General features: G+C 66.2%; 24 protein-coding genes. 13 read left to right on the forward strand and 11 right to left on the reverse strand.

The features are described 5' to 3' along the window. Positions 1-33: 33 nt before the first annotated feature. Entirely contained in the window at positions 34-849 is an 816-nt protein-coding gene (locus ON43_RS16700; protein ID WP_040808382.1) for a class I SAM-dependent methyltransferase, read from the forward strand. Between the two features lie 3 nt (positions 850-852). On the opposite strand, the gene ON43_RS16705 is transcribed toward ON43_RS16700, so the two are convergent. The 5 genes from ON43_RS16705 to ON43_RS16725 form a co-directional block, all read right to left on the reverse strand. Continuing rightward, positions 853-1,101 (reverse strand): hypothetical protein, encoded by a 249-nt coding sequence (locus ON43_RS16705; RefSeq protein ID WP_040808383.1) that lies wholly within the window; start codon positions 1,099-1,101, stop codon positions 853-855. An 83-nt stretch (positions 1,102-1,184) separates the two neighbouring features. Beyond that, positions 1,185-1,466: a hypothetical protein gene (locus ON43_RS16710; protein ID WP_157514070.1), complete on the reverse strand. Its 282-nt coding sequence runs from the start codon at positions 1,464-1,466 to the stop codon at positions 1,185-1,187. A 149-nt stretch (positions 1,467-1,615) separates the two neighbouring features. Next, positions 1,616-2,023 carry a DUF779 domain-containing protein gene (locus ON43_RS16715; protein ID WP_040808385.1) on the reverse strand — a complete coding sequence of 136 codons (408 nt, stop codon included), beginning with the start codon at positions 2,021-2,023 and terminating at the stop codon, positions 1,616-1,618. A gap of 67 nt (positions 2,024-2,090) precedes the next feature. Next, positions 2,091-3,608 carry an aldehyde dehydrogenase gene (adh, locus tag ON43_RS16720; protein ID WP_040808386.1) on the reverse strand — a complete coding sequence of 506 codons (1,518 nt, stop codon included), beginning with the start codon at positions 3,606-3,608 and terminating at the stop codon, positions 2,091-2,093. A 243-nt stretch (positions 3,609-3,851) separates the two neighbouring features. Next, positions 3,852-5,072, reverse strand: coding sequence for a helix-turn-helix domain-containing protein (locus tag ON43_RS16725; RefSeq protein ID WP_040808387.1), 1,221 nt, complete (start codon positions 5,070-5,072; stop codon positions 3,852-3,854). Positions 5,073-5,276: 204 nt separating this feature from the next. Here ON43_RS16725 and ON43_RS16730 point away from each other — a divergent pair, with 204 nt between their 5' ends. The 3 genes from ON43_RS16730 (at position 5,277) to ON43_RS42540 (ending at position 7,427) form a co-directional block, all read left to right on the forward strand. After that, on the forward strand, positions 5,277-6,158 hold the full coding sequence (locus ON43_RS16730; RefSeq protein ID WP_040808388.1) for an LLM class F420-dependent oxidoreductase: 882 nt from the start codon (positions 5,277-5,279) through the stop codon (positions 6,156-6,158). Positions 6,159-6,228: 70 nt separating this feature from the next. After that, positions 6,229-6,795 (forward strand): hypothetical protein, encoded by a 567-nt coding sequence (locus ON43_RS16735; protein ID WP_051178526.1) that lies wholly within the window; start codon positions 6,229-6,231, stop codon positions 6,793-6,795. A gap of 29 nt (positions 6,796-6,824) precedes the next feature. Continuing rightward, on the forward strand, positions 6,825-7,427 hold the full coding sequence (locus ON43_RS42540; protein WP_051178527.1) for a hypothetical protein: 603 nt from the start codon (positions 6,825-6,827) through the stop codon (positions 7,425-7,427). Here the strand turns inward: ON43_RS42540 and ON43_RS16745 are convergent. The 3 genes from ON43_RS16745 to ON43_RS16755 all read right to left on the reverse strand — a co-directional run bounded on the left by ON43_RS16745 (position 7,388) and on the right by ON43_RS16755 (position 10,267). Continuing rightward, the gene (locus ON43_RS16745) at positions 7,388-7,834 is read right to left on the reverse strand and encodes a nuclear transport factor 2 family protein (RefSeq protein ID WP_040808389.1); all 447 of its coding nucleotides are present in this window, start codon (positions 7,832-7,834) and stop codon (positions 7,388-7,390) included. The genes ON43_RS42540 and ON43_RS16745 overlap by 40 nt on opposite strands. A 123-nt stretch (positions 7,835-7,957) precedes the next feature. Continuing rightward, complete coding sequence (locus tag ON43_RS16750) at positions 7,958-8,929, reverse strand: hypothetical protein (protein ID WP_086007960.1); 972 nt, start codon at positions 8,927-8,929, stop codon at positions 7,958-7,960. A 117-nt stretch (positions 8,930-9,046) separates the two neighbouring features. Then, complete coding sequence (locus ON43_RS16755; protein WP_040808391.1) at positions 9,047-10,267, reverse strand: FAD-dependent monooxygenase; 1,221 nt, start codon at positions 10,265-10,267, stop codon at positions 9,047-9,049. Between the two features lie 73 nt (positions 10,268-10,340). On the opposite strand from ON43_RS16755, the gene ON43_RS16760 reads away from it, so the two are divergent. The 5 genes from ON43_RS16760 (at position 10,341) to ON43_RS16780 (ending at position 14,831) form a co-directional block, all read left to right on the forward strand. Next, positions 10,341-10,916, forward strand: a complete 576-nt coding sequence (locus ON43_RS16760) for a TetR/AcrR family transcriptional regulator (protein WP_040808392.1) — start codon at positions 10,341-10,343, stop codon at positions 10,914-10,916. 9 nt (positions 10,917-10,925) lie between these two features. Then, positions 10,926-11,576: an ABC transporter ATP-binding protein gene (locus tag ON43_RS16765; RefSeq protein ID WP_245568625.1), complete on the forward strand. Its 651-nt coding sequence runs from the start codon at positions 10,926-10,928 to the stop codon at positions 11,574-11,576. After that, positions 11,573-12,349: an ABC transporter permease gene (locus tag ON43_RS16770; RefSeq protein WP_040808393.1), complete on the forward strand. Its 777-nt coding sequence runs from the start codon at positions 11,573-11,575 to the stop codon at positions 12,347-12,349. The genes ON43_RS16765 and ON43_RS16770 overlap by 4 nt, the downstream gene beginning before the upstream one ends. 186 nt (positions 12,350-12,535) lie before the next feature. Continuing rightward, on the forward strand, positions 12,536-13,516 hold the full coding sequence (locus ON43_RS16775; RefSeq protein ID WP_051178528.1) for a terpene synthase family protein: 981 nt from the start codon (positions 12,536-12,538) through the stop codon (positions 13,514-13,516). A gap of 181 nt (positions 13,517-13,697) precedes the next feature. Further along, positions 13,698-14,831, forward strand: a complete 1,134-nt coding sequence (locus tag ON43_RS16780) for a polyprenyl synthetase family protein (protein WP_083913488.1) — start codon at positions 13,698-13,700, stop codon at positions 14,829-14,831. A gap of 86 nt (positions 14,832-14,917) precedes the next feature. On the opposite strand, the gene ON43_RS16785 is transcribed toward ON43_RS16780, so the two are convergent. Further along, the gene (locus ON43_RS16785; protein ID WP_040808394.1) at positions 14,918-15,571 is read right to left on the reverse strand and encodes a class I SAM-dependent methyltransferase; all 654 of its coding nucleotides are present in this window, start codon (positions 15,569-15,571) and stop codon (positions 14,918-14,920) included. An 86-nt stretch (positions 15,572-15,657) separates the two neighbouring features. On the opposite strand from ON43_RS16785, the gene ON43_RS16790 reads away from it, so the two are divergent. After that, a complete protein-coding gene (locus ON43_RS16790; protein ID WP_040808658.1) occupies positions 15,658-16,392 on the forward strand; it encodes a glutamine amidotransferase in 735 nt (244 codons plus the stop codon). Positions 16,393-16,881: 489 nt separating this feature from the next. On the opposite strand, the gene ON43_RS16795 is transcribed toward ON43_RS16790, so the two are convergent. Then, a complete protein-coding gene (locus ON43_RS16795) occupies positions 16,882-18,333 on the reverse strand; it encodes an HNH endonuclease signature motif containing protein (protein WP_063712563.1) in 1,452 nt (483 codons plus the stop codon). Positions 18,334-18,413: 80 nt separating this feature from the next. Beyond that, entirely contained in the window at positions 18,414-19,151 is a 738-nt protein-coding gene (locus ON43_RS16800; protein WP_040808395.1) for an IclR family transcriptional regulator, read from the reverse strand. A 92-nt stretch (positions 19,152-19,243) separates the two neighbouring features. On the opposite strand from ON43_RS16800, the gene ON43_RS16805 reads away from it, so the two are divergent. Genes ON43_RS16805 through ON43_RS16815 form a run of 3 tightly spaced genes read left to right on the forward strand, consistent with a single transcriptional unit; the run spans position 19,244 to position 24,709 of the window. Beyond that, positions 19,244-20,410 carry a pyridoxal-phosphate-dependent aminotransferase family protein gene (locus tag ON43_RS16805; protein ID WP_040808396.1) on the forward strand — a complete coding sequence of 389 codons (1,167 nt, stop codon included), beginning with the start codon at positions 19,244-19,246 and terminating at the stop codon, positions 20,408-20,410. Between the two features lie 52 nt (positions 20,411-20,462). Continuing rightward, a complete protein-coding gene (locus tag ON43_RS16810) occupies positions 20,463-21,797 on the forward strand; it encodes an MFS transporter (protein ID WP_083913465.1) in 1,335 nt (444 codons plus the stop codon). Further along, positions 21,794-24,709, forward strand: a complete 2,916-nt coding sequence (locus ON43_RS16815) for an FAD-binding and (Fe-S)-binding domain-containing protein (protein WP_040808397.1) — start codon at positions 21,794-21,796, stop codon at positions 24,707-24,709. The genes ON43_RS16810 and ON43_RS16815 overlap by 4 nt, the downstream gene beginning before the upstream one ends. Positions 24,710-24,713 lie beyond the last annotated feature (4 nt).

Here is a 24,713-nt window from a genome sequence, read left to right on the forward strand (position 1 = left end):
CGCGTACGCTGTACCCGTCGGAAGGGTGGTCGAATGTCGCAGAACCCACTTGCCGCGCCGGACGCGTGGGACCAGATAGCCGAGAACTACGACGACATCATGTCGGATCTGATGCGCCCGTTCGCGATTCACGCCGTCGACTCGGTCGACCTGACCCGGCGTTCCCGGGTCATCGACGTCGCGACCGGGCCGGGAGTGCTCGCGCTGCTGGCCGCGCCCAAGGTCGGCGAGGTCGTCGCGGTGGACTTCTCCCCGGCGATGATCCGGCGGCTACGAACCGCGATCATGCGCGGCGGAGTGAGCAACGTCCTCACCGGCGTCGGCGACGGTCAGGAATTGCGCTACGCCGCCAACACTTTCGACGCCGCCTTCTCGATGTTCGGCCTGATGTTCTTCCCCGATCGCGCGAAGGGTTTCGCGGAATTGCACCGCGTGGTGCGCCCCGGCGGCACCGTGGTGGTGTCGAGCTGGGCCCCCGTCGCGGACTCACCCTTGATGACCCTGCTCTTCGAGGCATACCAGGCCGGAATCCCCGGCTTCCCCGCACCGCAGGCGAACATGGAAAGCCTCGAGAACCCCGCAGTGTTCGAAAAGGAGCTCCTGGCAGCCGGATTCGAGAACGTGACCGTGCGCCCGCGCGCCGAGTCCTTCACCTATTCCGACGCGGATCAGATGTGGGAAAAGATGACCCGCGGCAGCGCACCCCTGCAAGCCATGCGCCGCCGAACCGACAAAACCGAATGGGCCGCCCAGGAGCAAATCATGATCGACTACCTCCGCCGCCACTACACCCCGGGCACCCCACTCTCCACCACCGCCTGGATCGGCACAGGCCGCGTCCCGCGGTAATCGTCAGAGATCCCAGCGGCGGCTGATCAATGTCTCGAAACGATCCAGATCCGCGCCGCTCAGCTGTCCTTCAAGTACCGAATAGCGCTCCCGCAACGGCGTTACCAGCTTGTAGGAAGCAGCTACGCGGCCGTCCGGAAGGTCCATGGACAGCAATGCGAGATCCGTCAATCGCTCAGCTCGGGCGATCACTTGAAAGGCCGCAATGACAGGCCTTTTCGCGGCCAGCCAATCTGGATCGGCGACGATCACCGAGAACTCAGGGCCTTTCGGGGCCCGAACTGTCCAGATTTCCCCACGTCGTTGCGGACCATAGCCAGGTATGGGCGGCGTTGTCACGGGCTCGGGAATCCGTCCTCTTCAAAGGCTTTCTCGAAGCTGAGGTCCGGTCCCCCCGCTGCCGCCTCGGCGGCGGCAATAGCTTCGACCTCGAGACGCAGCAATTCGCGTCGAATGGCGCGCGTGACGAATTCGGATTGCTTGCCGACTCCGGCACACCGCTTCACTGCTACTAGCAGGTCATCCGGAATCACGAATGTCGCCTTACCCATATTGCCAATCGTATGGCTGCTGGTATGGCTTGTCGACCAGGACCTGGAGGCCGGACTCGAACTCATGTTCCAAGACTATTGCGCACCAACCCCCATGGGAACCCGAATTGTCCTGTATAGCTTGGCTTTTCGCGAGTTCGCGCGTGTCACGGCCGACGCGCGGCGAGTTTGCGATGGCGCGGCCGACCCGGAGAAACCGGCCGCGCCACCCTTCTTCATCCGGCCAGTTCGTTGCCTCGCAGCGGAGCGGGAGCCGCTTCCAGCACCGCTGCTTCGGCATCGGTGAACAGGCGTGACCGGATGACGAATCGGACTCCCTCGGGGGCTTCGAGGGAGAAACCACCGCCGCGGCCGGGGACGACATCGACCGTGAGGTGGGTGTGGCGCCAGTATTCGAACTGGTCGGCGCTCATCCAGAACGCCGTGTCCGGGAAGACGCGACCGAGGAGCACATCGGCCGCGCCCACCCGGAACTCGCCGAGGGGGTAACACATCGGGGAGCTGCCGTCGCAGCAGCCGCCGGATTGGTGGAACATCACCGGACCGTGGTGGTCGATGAGCCGCTGCAGCATGTCGGTCGCGGCTTCGGTGATGGTCACTCTGGATACGGAACCTGCTTTCATCACGCTCCTCGCAGACTGTGCGGCCCGTCTGGTTCGGCGGTGTCCCATGCCCGTCATGGCGTGCGCCTCAGAAGAATCCGAGCTTCTGCGCCGAGTAGGAGACGAGCAGGTTCTTGGTCTGCTGGTAGTGGTCCAACATCATGGAGTGGTTCTCGCGGCCGATACCGGACTTCTTGTAGCCGCCGAACGCCGCGTGCGCCGGATAGGCGTGGAAGCAGTTGGTCCACACCCGGCCGGCCTTGATGGCCCGGCCCATCCGATACGCGGTGTTCCCGTCGCGGCTCCAGACGCCCGCACCCAGGCCGTAGAGGGTGTCGTTGGCGATGGTGACCGCTTCGACCTCGTTGTCGAAGCGGGTCACCGCTACCACCGGACCGAAGATCTCCTCCTGGAAGATCCGCATGTCATTGCGGCCCTCGAAGATGGTCGGCTCGATGTAGTACCCATTGGGGAAGCCCTCCACCTTGCGCATCTCGCCGCCGGTGAGCACCTTCGCGCCCTCTTTGCGGCCGATATCGACGTAGGAGAGGATCTTTTCGTACTGGTCGTTGCTGGCCTGCGCGCCGATCATGGTCGAGTCATCGAGCGGATTGCCGCCCTTGATCGCCTTGGTGCGCTCGATGCAGCGAGCCATGAACTCGTCGTAGATCGACGAGTGGATCAGCGCCCGGGACGGACAGGTACAGACTTCGCCCTGATTGAGCGCGAACATCACGAAGCCCTCGACCGCCTTGTCGAGGAAGTCGTCATCGGCGGCCAGCACATCCGGGAAGAAGATGTTCGGGCTCTTGCCGCCCAGCTCCAGGGTGACCGGAATGATGTTCTCGCTGGCGTACTGCATGATCAACCGGCCGGTGGTGGTCTCACCGGTGAAAGCGACCTTGGCCACGCGCGGGCTCGACGCCAGCGGCTTGCCCGCCTCGACGCCGAATCCGTTGACCACGTTGACGACTCCGGGCGGCAGCAGATCGGCGATGAGCTCGATCACCAGCAGCAGCGAGGCCGGGGTCTGCTCGGCGGGCTTGATCACCACGCAGTTGCCGGCGGCCAGCGCGGGGGCCAGCTTCCAGGCGGCCATGAGGATCGGGAAGTTCCACGGAATGATCTGTCCGACAACGCCGAGCGGCTCGTGGAAGTGGTAGGCGACGGTGTCGGCGTCGATCTGGGAGATCGTGCCCTCCTGCGCCCGGATCGCCCCGGCGAAGTAGCGGAAGTGGTCCACCGTCAAAGGCAGGTCGGCGGCTAGGGTTTCGCGGACCGGCTTACCGTTCTCCCAGGTCTCGGCGACGGCGAGCTTCTCCAGGTTCGCCTCGATCCGGTCGGCGATCTTGTTGAGGATGTTGGCACGATCCGTCACCGATGTGGCACCCCAGGCGTCGGCCGCCCGGTGCGCGGCCTCCAGGGCCATATCGATATCCGCCGAGCCCGAACGCGCCACCTCGCAGAAGGTCTCACCGTCGATCGGCGAGGGATTGTCGAAGTATCTGCCCTCGATCGGCGGTTTCCACTCACCCCCGATGAAGTTGTCATAGCGGCGGTTGAAGCTGACGATGCTCCCGTCGGTGCCAGGCTTGGCATAGATCATGGCGCGGCTCCCTGATCGCATATCTGCGGTGACGGGGGTCACTATGAACCGCGAAGGTTGGCGGGAGGTTGGCGTCCGGTTGGCGAAACGTTGCTGAGTCACTGCCTTCGATTGCCGAGCGGTGACCTGCGAATTCGCCTGCGGTAACCGACAATTCGGGCGAGGACTCGGTGTGCGTGGCGCAGTGTGCGAGCTTGCACCCGATGCGTGATCGCCGGGCCCGAAGGGCCGAGCCCGGACTGCCTACGCGTGCAGTGCGGTGTGCAGCCGACCGGTTGCCAGCGCACGGCGGCTGTCGCCGTGGGGGAGCAGTTGCAGGGCGTGCTCGTGGATCTCGATATCGTCGGGGCAGCGCTGACCGAAGCGCAGGGCGTGCTCGGGATTGCGGTCCGCGAGCACCGCGGTGCGCAGACAGACGTCGAGATGCTCGCGCCACTGCACGATGCCCGGGACATCCGAATCCGGCAGCAGCGGGCCGCGATACAGCCGCACCGCCGTCGTCAGGTCGCCTGCCTCGAGTGCGGCCAGCAGTTCGACCGCGTCGCAGGCGAGGGGTTCGGTGAGCATGTAGCGGCGGTCGGCGATCTGGCCGTCGGTGGCGGCGCGCAGCCGGGAGACATCGGCCTTGAGGGTGCTCGAGGACACCGACCGTTCGCCATAGACGGCCTCGTGCAAGCGATCCGGGGTGAAGCCCTCCGGCTCCAGCGCCAGCAGCGTCAGGATCTCCAGCTGCCGCGGGCGCATCGACACCTGCTTGCCCGCCTTGTAGAGCCGCGGCACACCCAGCGATTCCAATCGCGTGTGCCCGGTGGGGCGGGTCTGTCCGGCATGCACTCGGGCTTCGATGGCAGTCACCAGGGCTCGGACGGTCGTGAGGATGAGTGGATGAGAGCGATCCCAATACGTCGATAGATCCAGGACACCCAGCTGGCGGCCGTCGGCGGCCCGGATGGGCGCGCAGTAGCAGACCCAGCCGTGCAGGGCCTCCACCAGATGCTCCGCGGCCCAGACCTGTTCGGGCCGGCCGCTGTGCAGTGCGAGCGCCACGCCGCTGGTGCCCATGTACGGTTCGTCCCAGCAGCCGCCCGGCGCGAGATTGACGGTCTCGGCCCGTCGGCGGACCGACCGGTCGCCACAGCTGAACAGCACGGTCCCGGTGTCATCGGTGACCACCGCGACCAGCCCCGAATCCTCCGCCAGCGCCCGCAGCTCACCCGCCATCTCGGTGATCGGCGTGCGCAACGGCGATTCGGCCCAGCGCGAACCCAATTCGTCCCGATCGGTGGCGGGCGCGACGGCGCGGGCCGGATCCACGGTGCGCAGCGACCGCTCCCAGGACTCCACCACCTCGTGACGCAGCACCACATCGGTGCTCGGGGGCGGCTGGCCGGACCCGGACGTCCAACGCGCCCACGCCTTTTCCAACTCCGCACGCTGATGCGCCGGGGCGGGCAGCTGTGTCATGGCGCAAACTCCTCGCGGTGCGTCCGGACCGGGCAATATCCCATGATGGCGCGCGGTTCCGCCGCACGGGCGGCATTCGCCGCAGTCCGTGCAGTAATTCATCGGGTGCGGCTTCGCAGCCTTCGCCGCACCCCGATGACGTGCCCTCGGCCCCGTTCGCCTCGACGGATGCTCGACGCCGGATTCCACTGGTAGACAAGATCTATGGTCCTCCCTTTCCGCTTCGGCGTGAACCTCACGGCACCGTCCTCCCGCACCGACTGGATCGAGAAGTGCCGTCGCGCCGAGGCGCTCGGCTACGACGTCATCGGCGTGCCCGATCATCTCGGCCTGCCCGCGCCGTTCCCGGCGCTCATGCTGGCCGCCGATGTCACCGAACGGCCGCGGTTGAACACCTTCGTGCTGAATACGCCCTTCTACAATCCGGTGCTGCTGGCGCGGGACGTGGCCGGACTCGATCAGCTCACCGATGGGCGCGTGGAGCTGGGGCTCGGGTCGGGGTATGTGCAGGCCGAATTCGAGGCCGCCGGAATGCCGTTCCCCTCCCCGGGCCAGCGGGTCACCCATCTCGAGCAGACCGTCACGACCCTGCGGAGGCTGTTCGCCGATCCGGAGTACAAGCCGCGCCCGGCTCAGCCCGACGGGCCGCCGCTGCTCCTCGCCGGTTGGGGTGAGCGTGCGCTGCGGCTGGCCGCCGAGCACGCCGACATCGTCGCCTTCACCGGCGCCAGTTCCGCCGACAGCGGCAAACTCACCCTCGCCGACGCGGACGCGACCGAGAAGAAGACCGACTACGTGCGCGGGCTGCTCGGAAACCGGGACGGCAGTGTCGAATTCAATCTGCTCGTCCAGGGCATCGCCGCGCCCGAGGAGCGCGAGGCCACCATGGCCTACCTGACCGAGCACCTTCCGTTCGGCTTCGACGGCGCGGTGGAGGATCTGCCCGTCATCCTGCTGGGCACCGCCGAGCAGATGGCCGAGGCATTGCGCGAGCGCCGGGAGCGCTTCGGGTTCAACTACATCACCGTGCTCGAACACAACATGGGCAAGCTCGCCCCGATCATCGAGCTCTTGAAGGGGGAGTGATCGTTCCGGTTTGAGGTCGCGGCGGCGAGGCATTACGTCGGCACAGAGCGGACTCGACCAGGAGGATCGAATGTCGAGCACAGCATGGGTCGTCGTGATCATCATCGCGGTGGTGGTCGTGGTGCTGCTGATTGTCATGGCGGCACTACGACCCCGCACACGCAGCAAGAAGCTGCGGGAGCGCTTCGGCCCCGAATACGACCGGACCGTCCAGGAAGCGCAGAACCGCAAGGTCGCCGAGCAGGAGCTGGTCGAGCGCGAAAAGCGCCACGACCAACTGGAATTGCGCGAGCTGTCACCGGACGAGAAGCACCGCTACGAGGCGGCGTGGACGCATATCCAGGAGCAGTTCATCGATGACCCGAGCGGCGCGCTCGATGCGGCCGACCGGCTGGTCAATCAGGCGATGACCGATCGCGGCTATCCGCGCGACAGCTATGACCAGCAGCTGGCGGATCTTTCGGTGGAACATGCCCGCCCGCTGGGCCAGTTCCGCAGCGCGCACGACATCGCCGTCCGCGCCGAACGCGGTGCGGTCTCCACCGAGGACATGCGCACGGCCATCGTCCACTACCGCGAACTGTTCGCCGATCTACTCGACGGCGGCCACTCCGGCGACGCCCGACCCCACCACTGATAGCCCGTCTTCACCATCGAGGTACTGCCATGAGCAAGGAACCCAACCCGCGCAACGAATTCCAGCCCGGCCCGCCGACCCGCGAGGGTGAGCCCACCCGTGATGACCAGGGGTATTTCGATCCCCGGACCGGTATGGAGCAGCAGCAGGGCACCACCGACCGGCCGTTCGCCGACCCCGCCGCACGCCAACATCACCCCGGGGGCGATCCGATGTTCGGCGCTGCGGATCCCGTGCCGCGACAACAGCAGCCCGAGGGACAACAGCAGCCCGGCGTCCGACGGCAGCCCGGCGAGCGGCTGTTCGCCGAGGGCGAGCCCGGGCGGGCGCAGCATCCCGGAAACGGCCATACGCAAGCCGATTCCGGATCCGCGAAGTTGCGCGAGCAGTGGCGCGAGGTTCAAACGCAGTTCGTCGACGATCCCAAGGATGCCGTGACGCGGGCGGACGCGCTGGTGGCCGACGCGCTGCAGCAGCTCACCGATCGGTGCTCGCGACGGCGCGAGGAGCTCGAAAGCCGGTGGGCGCGCGGTGATGCCGCCGACACCGAGGAGATGCGCCAGGCGCTGCGCGGCTACCGCGAGCTGTTCGATCAGCTCTTGGGGACGGCGTCGGGCGCGACGAACATGTAGCTCTTCTCCTCCACGCGCTGCTGGATGCGCCATTCGCCCTGCACGCGGACGAACGTGTCGTGGTACCAGAGTCCGCACAGCATGAGCTGGCGGGTGCCGTCGGCGTGGGTGACCAGCATCGGGTTGTGGCACATGGTGCGCGCGGTGGCGTGGTCACCCTCCACGCGAATGGAGGAATTGCTGATCAGGTGTTGGAAGGCGGAGAAATTCGGCATCACGGTGGCGAGGAATTTCTTGGTGGATTCCACGTCACCGGCCGGCCCGCCCATGGCGGTGTAGTCGATGTGGGCGTCGGGGGTGAAGATTTCGTCCAGCAGCTCCCACTGGTGGGTGTCCACGGCATGGGAATAGCGGACCATGAGGTCCTCGATTTCCAGGCGGTCCGAAATCTCCTGCAGGGACAGCATGGTGCCTCCGAGTCGTGCCGATAACTGTTCAGGGACGGTGGGCCACCGTACGGCGAGGCGAGCGTTGATCTTGCGTTTTCCGAAAGATACGGGGATGCAATAGATCTCGTTCAGACCGGTCCGTCATTGCCGGGCGGGAGAACGGGGCGGTAGCAGCAACGCGGCCAGCAGCCAGCCGAGCAGGGCCGCGACAACCGGTGCGCCGGTCCACAACTCGACGATGCCGGGCAGCTCACCGATCTTCCAGGAGGCCACCGCGAAGTACAAAGCCCAGGTCAGCAGCGGGGCCAGGGCGGCGAAGAGCTGATAGGCGGCGCGACGGTCGCCGCTCGGGCGCAGCAGCACCAGCAGCCCATCGACCACGACGGCCGCGGCCACGAAGGTCCACAGGATGGTGCTGTTGCGCAGGGACGACTCGGCTCCGGACAGAATCACCGTGGGCACCATCGTCAATAGCGCCGCGCCGAACGGTAGTCGCCAGTGCCGAGCCAGATACAGCAGCGGGACGATCAACACCAGATTGGTGATCACCAGATTCGAGGCCTGCAAATCCACCAGCGGGAACTCGGTGGAGGAGAAGACGCCGACGATGAATCCGGAAGTCCGGACCTCGGCATTGCCGTAACCGAGGAAAAGCATGACCAGCGCCGCGGCCAGCCCGGCCGCCAGCAGTGCGGGCCACAACAGCCGAAGCGGTGGTGCCGCGGGTAGTTCCGCTCGTGCGAGCGCCGACCGCACGGGGGAGGTCACGATGATGAACATCGACGCGGCCAGCCCCAGATGGCTGGGACTGAACAGGATATTGATCGTCTCCTCGATCCCGAAGACGAGATGCCAGGTCATATCCGCGAGCCCCGATAAGGCGAACACCGCGAGCGCGATCACCGTCGCCCGATATCCCGTGGGCACCGCCGCGAATCCCCGCAGACCGGCCCGCAGATTCCGCCACACCAACCACAGCACCCAGGCCGCGGTGGCGACGAAGCCTCCGTAGAACGCCGCGTGCCAGGGCGTGAAGAACGATTCCAGCTCCGGCACATTCGAATGCGCCCAGGCGTCGGTCATCAATCCGCCGATCAGCCAGGCCGACGTCACGGCCGTGACCGCATCCTGTCCGGGCGTGGTCGCGGGCCCAGGCTGTCTCGGATCCCCCACGGCCGCAAGAATTCTGGAAGCGAATATCCGCGTGCTCACGAGCTCACCGTACCCAGGTCAGGCGGTGCGGTCGCCGATCCGGTAATCCTTGGCATCAATGGTCCGCGCCACCTTCTGGGGTGCGCCGCCGATGAGTCCGCGCCAGGGCAGGTAGGGGAGCAGCTTCACGTTCAGGTTGCGGAAGGCGATCATCGCCTTGCTGTTCGGCGCGTACCAGCCGCCGACGCCCTCGGCGAACTTCTGGCAGGCGTCGACCATGGGCCGCATCTCCTGGTGGTAGCGGGCGAAGGCCACCGTGTGATCGCCTGCGGCGGCGGCCAATTCACCGGCCAGCACGTACGCGCCGACCAGTGAGAGGTCCGCGCCCTGGCCCGAGAGCGGCGAGGCGCAGTACCCGGCGTCGCCGACCAGGGCGATCCGGCCCTTGGACCAGCTGTCCATGCGGACCTGGGCCATGGCGTCGAAGTAGAAGTCGGGGGCGTCGGGCAGCGCGGCGAGCAGTCGCGGGACCTCCCAGCCCTGCCCTGCGAAGGTCTCGGTGAGGATGCGGCGCTGGGCGTCGTTGTCGCGGTAGTCGTAGTCGAGCGGGTCGGAAGCCCACGCGAAGATGGCCTTGGCCTCGGTGTTGTTGCGGGCGCTGTAGCTGCCGGCGATCGTGCCCGGGGTGTTGTAGTCCAGTTCCCAGTGGTCGAGGTCCAGCAGGTTCGGGGTCGTGAAAATCGAGATGTAGTAACCCATGTGGTGGACGAAGTCCGATTCGGGCCCGAAAACCAGCTTGCGCGTGTGGGAGTGGACGCCGTCGGCGCCGATCACCAGATCGAAGGTGCGGGCGGGGGAGTGCTCGAAGGTGACGTGCACGCCGTGCTCGTCCTCGCACAGCTCCGCGATGGAATCGCCGAACAGGTACTCGACGTCCGCGCGGGTGGCCTCGTAGAGCACCTCGGCCAGATCGCCGCGCTGAATCTCGGTGTCGCCGTTGGCCCCGACGCCATTGAACTCCTCACTGGAGATGGTGGCGCGCGCCTTGCCGTTCGCGTCGACGTAGGAGGTGCCGCGCTTGCCGGTGCTGCGCGCGTGCACCGCCTCGAGCAGGCCCATGCGCCGAACCACTTCGGTGGCCGTGCCGAGCACATCGATGGCCTGGCCGCCGGGACGCAGGGTGGGGGACTTCTCGACGATCGTCGGATTGAACCCGTAGCGCTTCAACCAGAAGGCGAGGGCGGGACCCGCGATGCTCGCGCCGGAGATCAGGACGTTCTTGGAGCTCATCTGCTGCATGTCCCAACCATAGAACGGTGTTGGGCAAATGCGCAAGACATTTGTCTCAGGCGGATGCGCTAGAGTGTTGGCCATGGGAAATCGAGAGGATCTGCTCGCCGGCGCCCGGGCGTGCTTGTTCGACAAGGGCTACGCCCGCACCACCGTGCGCGATATAGCGACCGCGTCCGGGGTGAGCATGGCGGCCATCGGCTACCACTTCGGATCCAAGGAGGCGCTGCTCACCGCCGCGCTCGCCGAGGCCACTCGGGAGTGGGGCGACGAACTCGGCAGCGCGCTCGGCGATGCGGCGGACGCGGATCCGGATCCATTGCGGCGCTTCGCCTCCCACTGGGATGCGGTGCGCGAGTCGGTCACGACCCATCGCGGGCTGTGGGCGGCCACCTTCGACGCACTCTCGCATCCGGAGACGCGCGCACAGCTCGCCGCGACGACCGATGAATCGCGCACGGGGCTGGCACGGTTGTTCAACGGGACCGAGGATGAGGACGCGGGCCGGACGGTCGGCGCGCTCTACCAGGCGCTGTTGATCGGTGTCGCGGCCCAATCGCTGATCGATCCCGAGACCGCGCCCACCGGGGCCGATCTCGCGGAAGGGTTGCGGCGGATCACGGCCTCGACTCCAGCTCGAGGGTCGACTCCGGCCTAGGGTGGGGTCGTGCCCAGCATCGTCTTGGACCGAGTGAGCCTCGGACACGGGTCCGCCTCGATATTGAGCGAGGTCGACGCGACCTTCGCCGCGGGACGGTGTACGGCCGTGGTGGGTCCGAGCGGTGCGGGCAAGACGACGTTGCTGCGGCTGCTGAATCGCTTCGGAGAGCCCGACACCGGGCGGGTGCTGTTGGATGACACTCCGCTGGTCGAGCTGGATGTGCTGGAGTTGCGGCGCCGGGTGGGCCTGGTGCCGCAACGGCCGGTGCTGCTCACCGACACCGTGGGCGAGGACGTCCGCGTCGGGCGTGAGGTGAGCGCGGACCGGGTCGAGGAATTGCTCGCGGCGGTCGGATTGCCCCGCGAGTTCGCGGCCCGGCGGTGCGCCGAGCTGTCCGGCGGTGAGGCGCAACGGGTTTGCCTGGCCCGGGCGCTCGCCGTGCAACCCGAGGTACTGCTGCTGGATGAACCGACCTCCGCACTGGACGGGGCATCGGCGCTCGCGATCGCGGAATTGATTCGCGGGCATGTGGGATCGGGCGGCAGTGTGGTGCTGGTCAGCCATGACCCCGGGTTCGTGGCCGAGGTATCCGATGAGGTGTGGACGCTGACCGGTGGTCGGCTCACGCGCGGCGCGAAAGCGGGGAACCAGCCATGACCGAGGGTCTCTCGGTGCCCGACTGGACCGGTGTCGGCGCATCGCTGCTGCTGGTCGGGCTGGCGGCGGTGATCGCCTATCGGCAGCGGCTGAATCTGACGCGGGAGTTGCTCATCGCGGCCGCGCGGGCCGGGGTGCAGCTCGTCGCGGTGGGCGCGATCCTGCTGATCCTGTTCCGCCACACCGGGTTGCCCGGCGCCCTCGGCTGGGTGATCCTCATGATCGTCATCGCGGGCCAGGTGGCGGGTCGACGAGGTTCGGGACTGCCGCACGCCGTCCGCTCGGCGACCATCGGAGTGGCCTTCGGCGCGTCCATCACCCTCGGGTCATTGATCGTCCTGGGCATCATCTCCACCCAGGCCCGCGTGGTCGTGCCCGTGGGCGGCATGATCGTGTCCTCGGCCATGCAGGCGACCGGAATCGCCTTGCGCCGCTTGGTCGAGGATGCCCGGCGCGCCCGCGATGCCGTGGAAGCACGGCTGGCGCTGGGACTTTCGGCGCATCGGGCGTTCCTGCCGAACCAGCGCTCGGCGTTGCGGACCGCGTTGATCCCGGCCATCGATTCGACCAAGGTGGTCGGCCTGATCAGTCTGCCGGGTGCGATGACGGGTTTGATTCTGGCGGGCGTGGATCCACTCACGGCCATCCGCTACCAGATCGTGGTGATGTACATGCTGCTCGCCGCGACCACCTTGGCGGCATTGGCCGCGACCCGCGTGGCCGAGCGTACCCTGTTCGATGACGCGCAACGCCTTGTGCCGCTGGCTGATTGACCCCCCGGTGCCATCGGGCTGACAGTGCGTGCCGGTTCTGGATTGCCGCTGTGTCGTTGCTCGATTGACGACCACCCAGCCCGCAGAATCCTAATGAGTGGGATTTCAGATGCGAGTGCAAGCGTCCGAAATGCCGTTATCGTTACGATGTCCTCGATAAAATGGTTGGGGGATAGGTAGTTTCGTATGGAAGCACTCGAATTCTTCATGCCGTTCGACGCCGCCGGGGTCAACCCGGCGGAACCCGAAGCCGAAGCCGGCATGTGGTCCTGGCTGGAAGCATACGATCTGGTGCCCACCGAGCTCACCCGCCGCCGGATGCAGCGTACCCGCCCGGCCCGCATGTACGCACTGTGGTGCCCACGTGCCGAGGTGGGGGAGCTGACGCTGCTGAGCCAGTACACCGCCTGGGCTTTCATCGTGGACGACCAGTTCGATATCGAGATCCCCGATCCCCGGCGGTGTTTGGACGCGATTACCGCCATTGAATCCGTACTGGACGGTACCGCAACGCCTTCCGGGGTGCTGGCCGTGGCGTTCGCCGACCTCTGGGAGCGGCTGTGCCACGGCCGATCGACGACGTGGCGCGAGAGTGTGCGCGGTGAGATCCGCGCCTGGCTGTGGACCTACTACGCGGAGAGCGTGGGACGGCTTTCGGGCAATCTGCCCGATCTCGAGACCTACCGCGCGCATCGACGAGACGGGGTGGCGCTGTTCGTATTTCTGGATATCAGTGAGCGGGCCGAGGGTGTCGATCTGACCGCGGCGGCGAGACATCTGCCGGCTATGCGCGGTCTGCGCGAGGCGGCCGTCGAGCATATGGGTCTGTTCAACGATGTGCTCTCCGTCGCCTCGGACGAGGCCTCCGGCTATCTGTACAATTCGGTGCTGTTGGCTCAGTATCACTACGGGCACAGTCGAGTTCAGGCTCAGCAACTGGTCAATGAGATGCTCTCCGACTGCGTGCAGCGCATGCTCGATGCGGTCGAGCGGCTGCCGACCGAGTTGAGCGATGCCGGCATCACCGGCGGCGAGCGCGCGGACATCCTGGCCACCGCCGGGAACTACACCGTCTACGTGCGCGCCAACCACGATTACCACTATCAGGCGGCCCGCTATATGAGCGCACCCGCGGAAGCGCTCGAACACGGTCTGCCGTTGACCTGAGACTACGAGACCACGGCCGTTGCCGAACTGGAATCCGCAGGCAACCCCCAGGTTTCGGGTTGTGATGGGACTATGAGCTTCTTCTAAGCATGGCTGCCCAGCTGCCTCCCGGGTGGCTGCGGTATCCGTGTCCGAGAGAGCGGGGCCGATTATGCGAGCGTCGAAACCGATCAAATTCACCATGGGACAGCACTTCGAGGGCAAGCGCCGGTGGGGATTGTCCCGCCCGGCCGCGACCGCCCTCGCCGGTCATGACGAAATCCGTGTGCGCGCCGCCGAATCCCTATCCCGCCCGCTCGACGGGCCGACCGAACGAAGAGCCCGGAGACGTTTGACCGAGGCCCGGGTCGCGATCGATCCGGTGCTGCGGTCCGCGGTCCGTTCACTGGCGGAGCCGCTGGACCGGATGGCGGGCTACCACTTCGGGTGGTGTGATCCCGACGGCGTCGATGTGGAAGGCGTGCAGGGCAAGGCATTGCGGCCCGCGCTGACCTTCGCCGCGGCCCGCGCCTGCGGGGGCGGTATCGAGGAGGCGGTGTACGCCGCCGCGGCCGTCGAACTGCTGCACAACTTCTCGTTGGTGCACGACGACGTGATGGATACCGATCCGTTCCGCCACGGCCGCCCGACGGTCTGGCGGATCTGGGGCGAAACCAGCGCCACGCTGCTCGGTGATGCGCTGCAGGCGCTCGCGCTGGGGGTGATGTGCGACGGCGCGCCCGAAACGGTGACCTCCGAGGCGGTCATCCGGCTGTCCCGGGCCACGGTCACGTTGTGCCGCGGCCAATACGAGGATTGCTCGTTCGAAACCCGGCCGACCGTGACCGTCGACGAGTACCTGACCATGGCCGCCGGAAAGACCGGCGCCCTGCTGGGTTGCGCCTGCGCCCTAGGTGCGCTGTGCGCCGGAGCCGATCATCACGTCGTGTCCGCCATGCACACCTTCGGCACCGAACTGGGTCTGGTCTTCCAGCTCGTCGATGACTTCATCGACATCTGGGGCGATCCGGAGGTCACCGGAAAACCGGCCCACAGCGATCTGATTCACCGCAAACAGTCGTTCCCGGTGGTCTGCGCCCTCGAATCCGAGACGGCCGCGGGCCGCGATCTGGCGCGGCTCTATCACTCCCGCCATCCCATGACCGCGTCCCGCGCGGCGCGGGCGGCGGACATGATCGAGCAGGCAGGGGGTCGGCAGCGGACGCTGCGTCGTGCCTCGACGGCGTTGGACGCGGCCTTCGCGGCACTACCGGAGGAATACGCCTCCGAGGATCTGACGGCTCTGGCGCAGCTCGTCGCCTATCGCGATCACTGAGAGGATCTAAAAGCAAAGTACCTGTAACCGTCGGTTACAGGTACTTTGGCTTTTCGGAAATATCCTGGTGAGGTAGCCAGACTCTATCAAAGCCTTCGGATACGTGCCATCCAGGCAGCAACATCCACGAGATCCTCCGGATTCACACCCGGCGCTGCGGCCTGACCTCCGACCAAGGCGGTCTCACGTCCTCGGTAGCGGGTGGCCTCGAGTCGCTCCAATTCCCAACCGTCGCCGAAGGATTCGCGGATCACCGAATCGCTGATGCGGGGACCGAAGCCGGGTTCGGCATCGGAGAGGGCCAGGAGGTGGAGCACGCCGCCCGGTTTGCAGACCGCGTGCAGGCTGCGAACGTAGGCGGATCGGGCCTCGGGCTCGGTGCCGAAGACGTGGAAGAGGGCGCTGTCGATGACGGTGTCGTAGGCGGCCACGAAGTCCGGGTTGTCGGCGAGGGTCAGGGCGTCCTCGACCTGGAAGCGAACGTCCGGGACTCCCTGGGCCTCGGCATTGGCCCGGGCGTATTCGATGGCACTGGGGGAGAAGTCGATGCCGAGGATGTCGTAGCCGAGACTGGTCAGCAGTATGGTGTGTTCGCCTGCGCCGCAGCCCGGTTCCAGGACCCGGCCCTGAATCTCGCCCGCACGCTCGAGCGCCACGATCGCGGGCTGAGGTTCGCCGATCACCCACGGCGCGGTGTCCTCGTCATAGACGGTGTTCCAGAATTCTGCCGGTCTTGTCATGGTTCCACCGTGCAACCTCGAGCCCACTCGAGGTCAATCCCTCGATAGGCGTCAAACCCGGCAGGCGCAGCATTGACAATGTGGGCATGCCCAAGCCTTGTCTGCTGTTGCAGCTGCGACCCGAGCAAGCGGCCTCCGATCAGGAGTATGAAGCCATCCTCGACGCGGGCGGACTCGCCGCCGCTGACGTGGAGCGCGTCGAGATGAATCATGGGATGCCGGATCTGGATCTGGACGACTACTGGGGAGTCATCGTCGGCGGCGGACCCAGCAACCTCAGCTATCCGGAATCCAAGAAGTACGACTATCAGAAGGTGTTCGAGCCGAAGCTGAAGAAGCTACTGCTCGAGGTGGTCCGGCGAGACTTTCCGTACCTGGGGGCTTGCTACGGGCTGAGCATGCTTTCGGACGCGTTGGGTGGGCGGGTGAGTACCGAACGTTACGCCGAGACCGCCGGTGCGACGACTATCGAGTTGACCGAGAGCGCGGTGAAAGATCCTCTGCTGCATGGGCTTCCAGAAAGGTTCCGAGCGTTCGTGGGACACAAGGAGTCCTGCCAGGATGTCCCGCCGGGGGCGGTTCTGTTGGCTCGGTCCGAAGGTTGTCCGGTTCAGGGGATCCGGGTTGGCGAGAACGTGTACGGAACCCAGTTCCACCCGGAGCTCGATGGCCACGGGCTGGCATTGCGAATCGAAATCTACAGGCACGAAGGGTATTTCGATCCCAGCGAGGCCGATTCACTGACCGAGCTCGGCCATCGGGAACACATCACGGTGCCGCAGGAGATCCTGCGTCGCTTCGTCGCTCGGTACCAGGGCTAGAAAGAACAAGAGACAAAAGAAGAAAAGATAAAGAGAGAAAAGAAACAAAGACAAAAGATGCCAGGAGGAGGAGTGGGGAGGGGGCTGGGTTGGGCGCCTCGGTGGCGGCACCAGCCCCCTCGAGGCTCGGGCGCGCAGCGGCCCGGGGAACAACACTCAAAGACGCCCGGCGCGTGTCCGATTCGCCCGGTTGCTGTCGTCGAGAGGCACATCCTGGAGGTGGGATTAGGGAGGAACCGGACAAAGGCCCTCCAGGATGTGCCGCTCGACGAACAGACGGGGTGAGAAACCCTGTGGAGTTGTCAATGATCACTGGTGCTTGGGGTTTGGTTCTTGTTCTGTTGTCTGTGAAGGTGATGCGTGCAGTCCGTGGGCCGGGATCGGCGGGGGCGGCTCCCGACCCGGCGTCAGCCCAAGTCCGGTAGGGCAGGCGAGGTGACCACACTTCCCCGTCCCTGCGCACACCAGCCCGACACGAGCAGCCGGGGTTCACGCAGCCGTTGAACCCCACTCCCGGCAACTGGCTTCCACCGCAGCGGCGACCCGCTGCCCGACGTGATGCTTCTCGTTCACCTGCGGTGTGCCCGTGGGATCGAGGGCCTTCGGCGCGATCCACCCGATCCGGCCACGCTGGGCGGACTCCTTGCCCAACATCACCGTCTTCCACCCGTTCACGCTGTCGTTCACCAGAGCGTGGTGGTGATCGCACACCAGCGCCAGGTTGTCCAGATCCGTCGGGCCACCCTTGGCCCAGTCGGTGACATGGTGCGCGGCACACATATCCGCCGGAGCATCACAGCCGGGGAAGGTGCAGCCACGATCGCGCGCGAGCAATCCCCACCGCTGCCCAGTGGACGCGATGCGCTGCCCGTAGCCCAGGTAGAGCGGAATCCCCTTGTCGTCGTTCACGATCAACACCGGGCGGGTACCACCGGCCATCTTCAATGCTTCGTTGATCGACATCTGGACGCCGGAGGCGGTGGTCGCAAGACCCGAACCCCGCTCCAAATCATTGAGGTTCATCTGCAGGGTGACCTGGACGGGCATGCCGCGGTGGGAGCCGAGCTTGCGCAGATCCAAATCGGGCTGCAACAGGGCGATGAACGCATCATGCACCCGCTGCCCCGCATCACGGCGGTCGCGGCGCGCGGCGGCATCCAGCACCTTGGAGTCGATGAGAGCGTCGGACACCTTCGGGCTGTCGGCGTCGTCGCTGTTGCACATGCCGGGGCGGGCGTACTTGGCGAAGAACGCATCCAACAACGCCCGCAACTGCGGGGTGATCCAGCCCTCGATCCAAGACATCCCATCGATCCCGGGACGCCCCACCTTGATCCCGCGGCGACGGTGACGATCGGCGTCGCTGACCACGGTGCCTTCGGGATCCAGGCGGGCGAGGATTTCGCGGCCCATGCGGGGCAGGTCATCGGGCCAGCCCTCGCAGCAGTAGTTGACCAGGATCTGCTCGGTCTCCGCGCGGGTTTCGACCGGCACATCGGCGGGCAGGTGGTTCATCACGTCGACGATGTTGCGGACATGATCACGTGAGATGTCGCCTGCCTCATAGGCTTCGGCGGTGACTTCCAGCACCGGCGGCGCGAGTTGCCCGTTCGCCTGGTGGAATTCGCCGACCTGCTGGGCGATCTTGATGCGGGTCGAGGCGTCGTGGCGGGTCAAATGCAGGGTGTGACGCAGGAACGCCACCGGGCTTCCGGCACCGGAGGTTTCAGGCAGCGAGCGATCGGTCGCCTCGATGATCAGTTTCGAATCCAGCGACGACAGTTGCCGTTTGCTGGTCTCGACCTGCTGCATCATCGTCACGATCTCCTCGTCGGAGAACGCTGTCAGCTCACCGCCCAGGATGCGGTCGGCGAAGGCCTGTACTGCGGCCACCATGTCGGTGAGGCCGCAGCCGTCGAATGTCACTCCTTTCGAACCCATGTGCTAATTCTACGCCCCTAAAGATCGCCATGGAAGCCGAATTCCATTGTGATACAACGGCTTTCAGACTTGAAAATGAGTCAAATGAGGCGGGCCGAAAGCGTTGTCGCGGCGGCGGTTACGGCTGCGCCGAAGGTGGGTTCGGACTCCGGAGTCAGGCGAGCGATGGGGAGGTTGACGCTGAGGCTGGCGATCGGGTGTCCCTCGGGTGTCAGGACCGCCGCGGCCACGGCGCCAACGTCGGAGCGCCATTCGCCTCGGTTGACCGCAAAGCCCTGGGCTCGAATGTGATTCAGTTCGACACGGAGGGCGTCGGGGTCGGTGATGGTGGTGTCGGTATAGCGCGGGAGGTCGTCGCGGAGTAGCGGCCGGAGAGTCTCGGCGGGCGTAAAGGCAAGGACCGCTTTGCCGTTGGCAGAAGCGTGCATCGGGAGGGCGTGCCCCAGGGCCATGGAGGTGCGGACCGGCTTGTCGGTCTCCAGGCGCTCGATCAGCACCATCTTGCCGTTCTCCGGAATCGTCAGGTGCACGGTCTCGCCGGTGTGGCGGCGGAGGTCCTCGAGGATCGGGAGGGCGGTGCCGCGCAGCCCCCGGTCGCCGCCCGCACTGCCGCCCACCGCAAGCGCTTTCGTGGTGATGACCCAGCGGGTGACCTCCCCGGCGGCCGGGCGGATCCAGCCGGCGGTGTCGAGGGTGACGAGGGCGCGCTGCACCGTGCTCTTGGGAAGGTCGAGCACGCGGGCCAACTCGCCCACTCCAATGGGCTGGCGGGCGGCGACTTCCTCGAGAACCCGCAAGGTGTTCAAGACATTTCGCAAGGTATTGACTCCTTCATCTCGCATCCCTACCCTTGCTGCACCTTTTCACGGCACAGTGTGCCATATCACGGCACAGGACGGAAGTTCCCGCTATGACAGCCCACAGTGGACGCCATTTCCTGCAGATTCCCGGCCCGACCAATGTTCCCGATCGGATCCTGCGGGCCATCGCACAACCGACCATTGATCATCGGGGTCCTGAATTCGCCGATCTCGCAAAAGATTTGCTCCAGCGACTGAAGCCGGTGTTCGGGACCACCGGGCCGGTGATCATTTATCCGTCCTCCGGCACCGCAGCATGGGAAGCGGCGCTGGTGAATACGCTGTCACCCGGCGATCGCGTGCTCGCCTTCGAGACCGGCCATTTCGCAACTCTCTGGCGAGAGATGGCCGAACGGCTGGGGCTCGAGGTGGAATTCGTGCAGGGGGATTGGCGGCACGGCGCGGATCCGGCGGCCGTCGCCGAGATCCTCTCCGCCGATACCGCGCACCGCATTTCAGCGGTCATGGTGGTGCACAACGAGACCTCGACCGGCGTCACCAGCCGGATTCCGGAGATTCGCGCGGCCATCGACGGGGCCGATCACCCCGCACTGCTGCTGGTCGACACGATCTCCTCGCTCGGCTCCATCGAATACTGGCACGAGGCATGGGGCGTCGATGTGACCGTCGGCTGCTCGCAGAAGGGTCTGATGCTGCCGCCGGGCCTGGGCTTCAACGCCGTCAGCGAGAAGGCACTGGCCGCCTCCCGCACCGCGAAACTGCCCCGCTCCTACTTCGATTGGTCGCCCATCCTCGAGACCAACGAGCACGGCTTCTACCCGTACACCCCGGCCACGAACCTGCTCTACGGCCTGCGGGAGGCCTGCCTGATGCTCGAAGAAGAAGGCCTGGCGAACGTTTTCGCGCGCCACGATCGCCATGCCGCCGCCACTCGGGCCGCCGTGCGCGGCTGGGGACTCGAGGTGCTGTGCGCCGATGAGCGCGAATACTCCAGTTCCCTGACCGCCGTCCTGGTCGGCGGTGCGCACGATGCCGACAAGGTGCGGCGAATCATCCTGGACCGCTTCGACATGTCGCTGGGCACCGGTCTCGGCAAGCTGGCCGGCCGGGTATTCCGGATCGGGCATCTGGGCGATCTCAACGATCTGACGCTGGCCGGAACCCTGGCCGGGGTGCAGATGGGCCTCGAGTTGGCCGGTATCACCGTGGATCCGGGTGGGCTGCAGGACGCCCTCGAGGTGCTACGCGGGGAGTGAATTCCCCAGCGCACCAATTCTTTTCTTTCTCGACTCCGAGGAGGTAGTCGTGATGCGGACTTCCCCTGTCCGGCGACTGTCCCACATGAAGCGATGGACCTATATTCTTCCGGTCGTCGTCTTCATCTACGTCATCTGTTATATCGACCGCACCAATATCAGTTTCGCGCTGCCGCACCTGAAAACGGATATGCACCTCACCGGGGCGCAGCAGGGATTGGCCAGCGGCATCTTCTTCTGGGGATATCTACTGCTACAGATTCCCGGCGGGTACATGGCCGAGCGTTGGAGCGCCCGGCAGTGGATCGCAATTCTCATGGTCTTGTGGAGTGTGGCGGCCATGGCCTCGGGCCTGACACATTCGGTAGGCCAACTGCTCCTCGCTCGATTTCTCCTCGGAGTCGCCGAAGGCGGTGTCCAGCCCGCGCTCATGACCACCATTCGCGCCTGGTTCCCCTTCGCCGAAAGAAGCCGCGCCTTCGCGATTTTCAAGCTCTACACCCCGATCGCGGCCATTGTCGCCGCACCGTTCTCCGGCGTCATCCTCACCTATCTGGACTGGCGGTGGATGTTCATCATCCAGGGCGGCGCCCCACTGATCGTCGGCCTCATCGCGTGGCTGGCGATCGTGCGCGACACCCCGGCCAAGGCGGGCTGGCTATCACAAGCCGAACGTGAGTACATCGAGAACGCGCGCATGCAGGAAGGCGAGCAGCTGCAGCCGAGGGGAACGTTCAAGGCGGCGTTCACTTCTCGGATCGTCTGGCGGTTCGCACTCATCTACACCATGACCCAGATGGGCCTGCTCGGATTGACGCTCTGGATGCCGAGCGTGCTCAAGAAGGCCTTCCACACCGATATGAAGGTGGGGCTGGTGGCGATCCTGCCGCAGCTCGCGGCCGGTGCGGCCATCATCCTGGTCGGGCGCTCCGCCGACCGCCGGGGCGGGCATATCGCGCACATGTCGGTGGTGCTCGGGGCGGCCGCCCTGATTCTGGCGGGCGCGAGTTTCGTTTCGGCCGAACAGAAGTGGATCGTGCTGCTGGCCATGATCTTCGGCACTGCGGCGTCCATCGCCTGGTACGGCCCGTTCTGGGCGACGGTCACCAAACTCACGCCGATCGCCGCGGCGGGCGCGGGCATGGGGTTGATCAATGGGGTCGGGAACTTGGGGAGCTTCTTCGGACCGTATATCGGCGGCTGGCTCAGCGACCTCAGCGGCGGGGGATACGCACTCACGCAGGTGTTCTTCGGGGTCGTGTTCGGGATCGCGGCGCTGCTGGTGCTGACCCTGCGCAAGCCCCTGCGGGCCGCGACACAGGGCGTCCCCGCGGCCCCGCCGGCGCCGAGACAGCCGCTGACCCTGGACAACAAGGAATTCCAATGACGACACTCGAGCAGGCGACAAAACTCGAACAGGCCCTGCGCGCCGCCATGGACGGTGAGGTCGCCTTCGACGACTACAGCAGGCATCTGTTCTCCCGCGACGCCAGCATGTACGCGATCACCCCACTGGGCGTTGCCTTTCCACGGCACGCCGAAGACGTCCAGGCTGCGGTGCAAGTGGCGGCCGAGCACGGCGTGCCGATCGTGGCGCGCGGTGCCGGAACCAGCCTCGCGGGTCAGACCGTGGGACCCGGCCTGGTGCTGGACATGTCGCGGCATCTGAATCGGATCATCATCGACGCCGAGAGCCGGACCGCCCTCGTCGAGGCGGGCGTGGTGCAGGATCAGCTCAACAAGGCCGCAGCAGCGCACGGTCTGATGTTCGGGCCGGACACCTCGACCAGCAATCGCGCCACCATCGGCGGGATGATCGGAAACAATTCCGCCGGAAGCGGTTCGCTGACCTTCGGCATGACCATCGATCACGTCCGGGCACTGGACGTGGTACTCGCCGACGGCTCGCGGGCACGGCTGGAACCCGTCGACGAAGCAGAGCGGCAACTGCGGGCCGCGGCGGACACGCTCGAGGGCCGCATCTATCGCGAACTCCCCGAGCTGGTCATCGCCAATGAGCAGGCCATTCGATCCGGGATGCCACTGTTCTGGCGGCGCGCGGGCGGGTATCGCCTCGATCGGCTGGTCGGATTCGGGCACGGCACGCCCTTCGATCTGGCCAAGTTCGTGGTCGGGGCCGAGGGCACCCTGGTGATCGCGACCCACGCGCTGGTGGATCTGGTGCCCAAGCCCGCGCACACCGTCTACGCGGTCGGGCATTTCGATGACACTCCGAGCGCGATCGCCGCCACCACCGACGCGCTCAGCTGCGACCCGCATCAAGTGGAGCTGATGGACCGCACGATCCTCGAGCTTTCGCGGCAGAAGATCGAGTACGCGGAACTGGGCACCATCCTGGTCGGAGATCCGGGCGCGCTGCTGTTCGTCTCCTTCAGCGGCGACGACGAGTCGGCACTGATCGCGAAACTCGATGAGCTGGAGGCACTCTGGCGCAAGAACGGGCACGGCTATCACACGCTGCGCGCAGTCCGGCCCGCCGATCAGAAAGCGTTGCTCAAGGTCCGCAAGTCCAGTCTCGGGCTGCTCATGGCGGCCGGTCAGGGCACACGCCGTCCGCTGGCGTTCGTGGAGGACACCGCCGTCGACCCGGTGCACCTGGCCGCGTACACCAAGCGGTTCAAGGAGATTCTCGACCAGCACCACATGGACGCCGGGTTCTACGGGCACTGTTCGGTGGGCTGCCTGCACATCCGCCCGTTCGTGGATCTGACCGACCCGGAGCAGGTGGTGCGGATGCGGGCGGTGGCCGAGGCGGTGAAGGATCTCGTCGCCGAGTACGGCGGGGTCAACTCCAGCGAGCACGGGGACGGGCTGGCGCGCAGCGAGTTCAATCGCGAGATCTTCGGCGATGAGCTGTACGAGGTGATGCGGAAGGTCAAGCGGCTCTTCGATCCCGGCAACATCATGAATCCGGGCAAGATCGTGGACGCGCCGTCCATGACCGACAATCTCCGCGACCGCGACGCGCTGCCGCCCGCGCCACCGATCACGACCAAGCTGAGATTCGAGGTCGTCGGCGGCATGCGCGGCGCGGCGGATCGTTGCATGAACATCGGCCTGTGCCGCAAGGCCGGACCCGGCGTCATGTGCCCGTCCTACATCGCCACCAAGAACGAGGAGCACGCCACTCGGGGCCGCGCCAACGCACTGGTCAAGGCGCTGTCGGAATCGGACCCGCATGCCGCGCTGGGCGATGAGCGGCTGCACGAGATCCTCGATCTGTGCCTGATGTGCAAGGCGTGCAAGACCGAATGCCCGATGAGCGTGGATATGGCCTCGCTCAAGGCGGAAACGCTCGCGCATCACCACGAGATCCACGGGACGCCGCTGCGCTCCCGGATCTTCGGGTCGATCCGGGCGCTCAACCGGCTCGGGTCGGCGACCGCGCCGGTATCGAATGTCCCCGGCCGCATCCGGCCACTCCGCCGCCTGCTGGACCGCTCACTCGGCATCACGGCGGCCCGGCCGCTCCCGGAGTTCCAGCGGGCCAACCTGATTCGATGGTTCGGGCGGCGCGACCCGGTCGGCACGCCCGCGCCCATGGGAACGGTGAACTGGCTGGCCGATTCGTTCACCACCTTCACCGAGCCGCACATCGGGCAGGCCGCGATAGAACTGCTGGAACGGGCGGGCTGGCACGTGGAGCTGGCGGCCAGCGGCTGCTGCGGGCGGTCGAGCATGTCCAAGGGCCTGCTCGATGACTCGAAGAAAAAGGCAGCGGCACTGGTCGATTCACTGACCACCACGACGATTCCCGGATCGCCGATCGTCGGCTGCGAGCCCTCGTGCCTCTTCATGCTCCGCGACGAGCATCGCGCACTGCTCCCGTATCAGGAATCGGTGCGCGCGGTCGCCGCCCGCGTGCAGCAGGTGGAAGAACTGCTGGTCGAGGCCATCGATGCGGGACGCCTGCGGCTGCGCGAGGATTCACGCTTCGCTGGCCGGCGGATCGTGTTCCACGGGCACTGCCATCAGAAGGCCGAGGTCGGCACCGCCGCCACCATGGCCCTGCTACGACGGATCCCAGGAGCCGTCGTCGAAGAGATCGACTCCGGTTGCTGCGGCATGGCCGGGTCCTTCGGCTTCGAATCCGAGCACTACGAGACATCTCTGGCGGTCGGCGGGGATCGGCTGTTCCCGGCCCTGGCCGCCGAACCGGACGACACCATTGTCGCCGCGACGGGAGTCTCGTGCCGGCAGCAGATCTTCCACGGTGCCGGACGGACGGCGTGGCATCCGGTCGAGCTGGTGCGAGAAGCACTGGCGGAGAACGGATAACAGG

It is taken from the genome of Nocardia concava NBRC 100430 (assembly GCF_000308815.1).
Lineage (GTDB): Bacteria > Actinomycetota > Actinomycetes > Mycobacteriales > Mycobacteriaceae > Nocardia > Nocardia concava.

What these genes read in the sequence shown, in the direction of transcription:
- ON43_RS16795 (WP_063712563.1), bottom strand. Translation starts at nt 18,333, where the DNA reads ATGGGTTCGAAAGGAGTGACATTCGACGGCTGCGGCCTCACCGACATG.
- ON43_RS16730 (WP_040808388.1), top strand. Translation starts at nt 5,277, where the DNA reads ATGGTCCTCCCTTTCCGCTTCGGCGTGAACCTCACGGCACCGTCCTCC.
- ON43_RS16805 (WP_040808396.1), top strand. Translation starts at nt 19,244, where the DNA reads ATGACAGCCCACAGTGGACGCCATTTCCTGCAGATTCCCGGCCCGACC.
- ON43_RS16815 (WP_040808397.1), top strand. Translation starts at nt 21,794, where the DNA reads ATGACGACACTCGAGCAGGCGACAAAACTCGAACAGGCCCTGCGCGCC.
- ON43_RS16745 (WP_040808389.1), bottom strand. Translation starts at nt 7,834, where the DNA reads ATGCTGTCCCTGCAGGAGATTTCGGACCGCCTGGAAATCGAGGACCTC.
- ON43_RS16735 (WP_051178526.1), top strand. Translation starts at nt 6,229, where the DNA reads ATGTCGAGCACAGCATGGGTCGTCGTGATCATCATCGCGGTGGTGGTC.
- ON43_RS16700 (WP_040808382.1), top strand. Translation starts at nt 34, where the DNA reads ATGTCGCAGAACCCACTTGCCGCGCCGGACGCGTGGGACCAGATAGCC.
- ON43_RS16775 (WP_051178528.1), top strand. Translation starts at nt 12,536, where the DNA reads ATGGAAGCACTCGAATTCTTCATGCCGTTCGACGCCGCCGGGGTCAAC.
- ON43_RS16725 (WP_040808387.1), bottom strand. Translation starts at nt 5,072, where the DNA reads ATGACACAGCTGCCCGCCCCGGCGCATCAGCGTGCGGAGTTGGAAAAG.
- ON43_RS16785 (WP_040808394.1), bottom strand. Translation starts at nt 15,571, where the DNA reads ATGACAAGACCGGCAGAATTCTGGAACACCGTCTATGACGAGGACACC.
- ON43_RS16780 (WP_083913488.1), top strand. Translation starts at nt 13,698, where the DNA reads ATGGGACAGCACTTCGAGGGCAAGCGCCGGTGGGGATTGTCCCGCCCG.
- ON43_RS16710 (WP_157514070.1), bottom strand. Translation starts at nt 1,466, where the DNA reads ATGAGTTCGAGTCCGGCCTCCAGGTCCTGGTCGACAAGCCATACCAGC.
- adh (WP_040808386.1), bottom strand. Translation starts at nt 3,608, where the DNA reads ATGATCTATGCCAAGCCTGGCACCGACGGGAGCATCGTCAGCTTCAAC.
- ON43_RS16715 (WP_040808385.1), bottom strand. Translation starts at nt 2,023, where the DNA reads ATGAAAGCAGGTTCCGTATCCAGAGTGACCATCACCGAAGCCGCGACC.
- ON43_RS16810 (WP_083913465.1), top strand. Translation starts at nt 20,463, where the DNA reads ATGCGGACTTCCCCTGTCCGGCGACTGTCCCACATGAAGCGATGGACC.
- ON43_RS16770 (WP_040808393.1), top strand. Translation starts at nt 11,573, where the DNA reads ATGACCGAGGGTCTCTCGGTGCCCGACTGGACCGGTGTCGGCGCATCG.
- ON43_RS16755 (WP_040808391.1), bottom strand. Translation starts at nt 10,267, where the DNA reads ATGCAGCAGATGAGCTCCAAGAACGTCCTGATCTCCGGCGCGAGCATC.
- ON43_RS42540 (WP_051178527.1), top strand. Translation starts at nt 6,825, where the DNA reads ATGAGCAAGGAACCCAACCCGCGCAACGAATTCCAGCCCGGCCCGCCG.
- ON43_RS16760 (WP_040808392.1), top strand. Translation starts at nt 10,341, where the DNA reads ATGGGAAATCGAGAGGATCTGCTCGCCGGCGCCCGGGCGTGCTTGTTC.
- ON43_RS16790 (WP_040808658.1), top strand. Translation starts at nt 15,658, where the DNA reads ATGCCCAAGCCTTGTCTGCTGTTGCAGCTGCGACCCGAGCAAGCGGCC.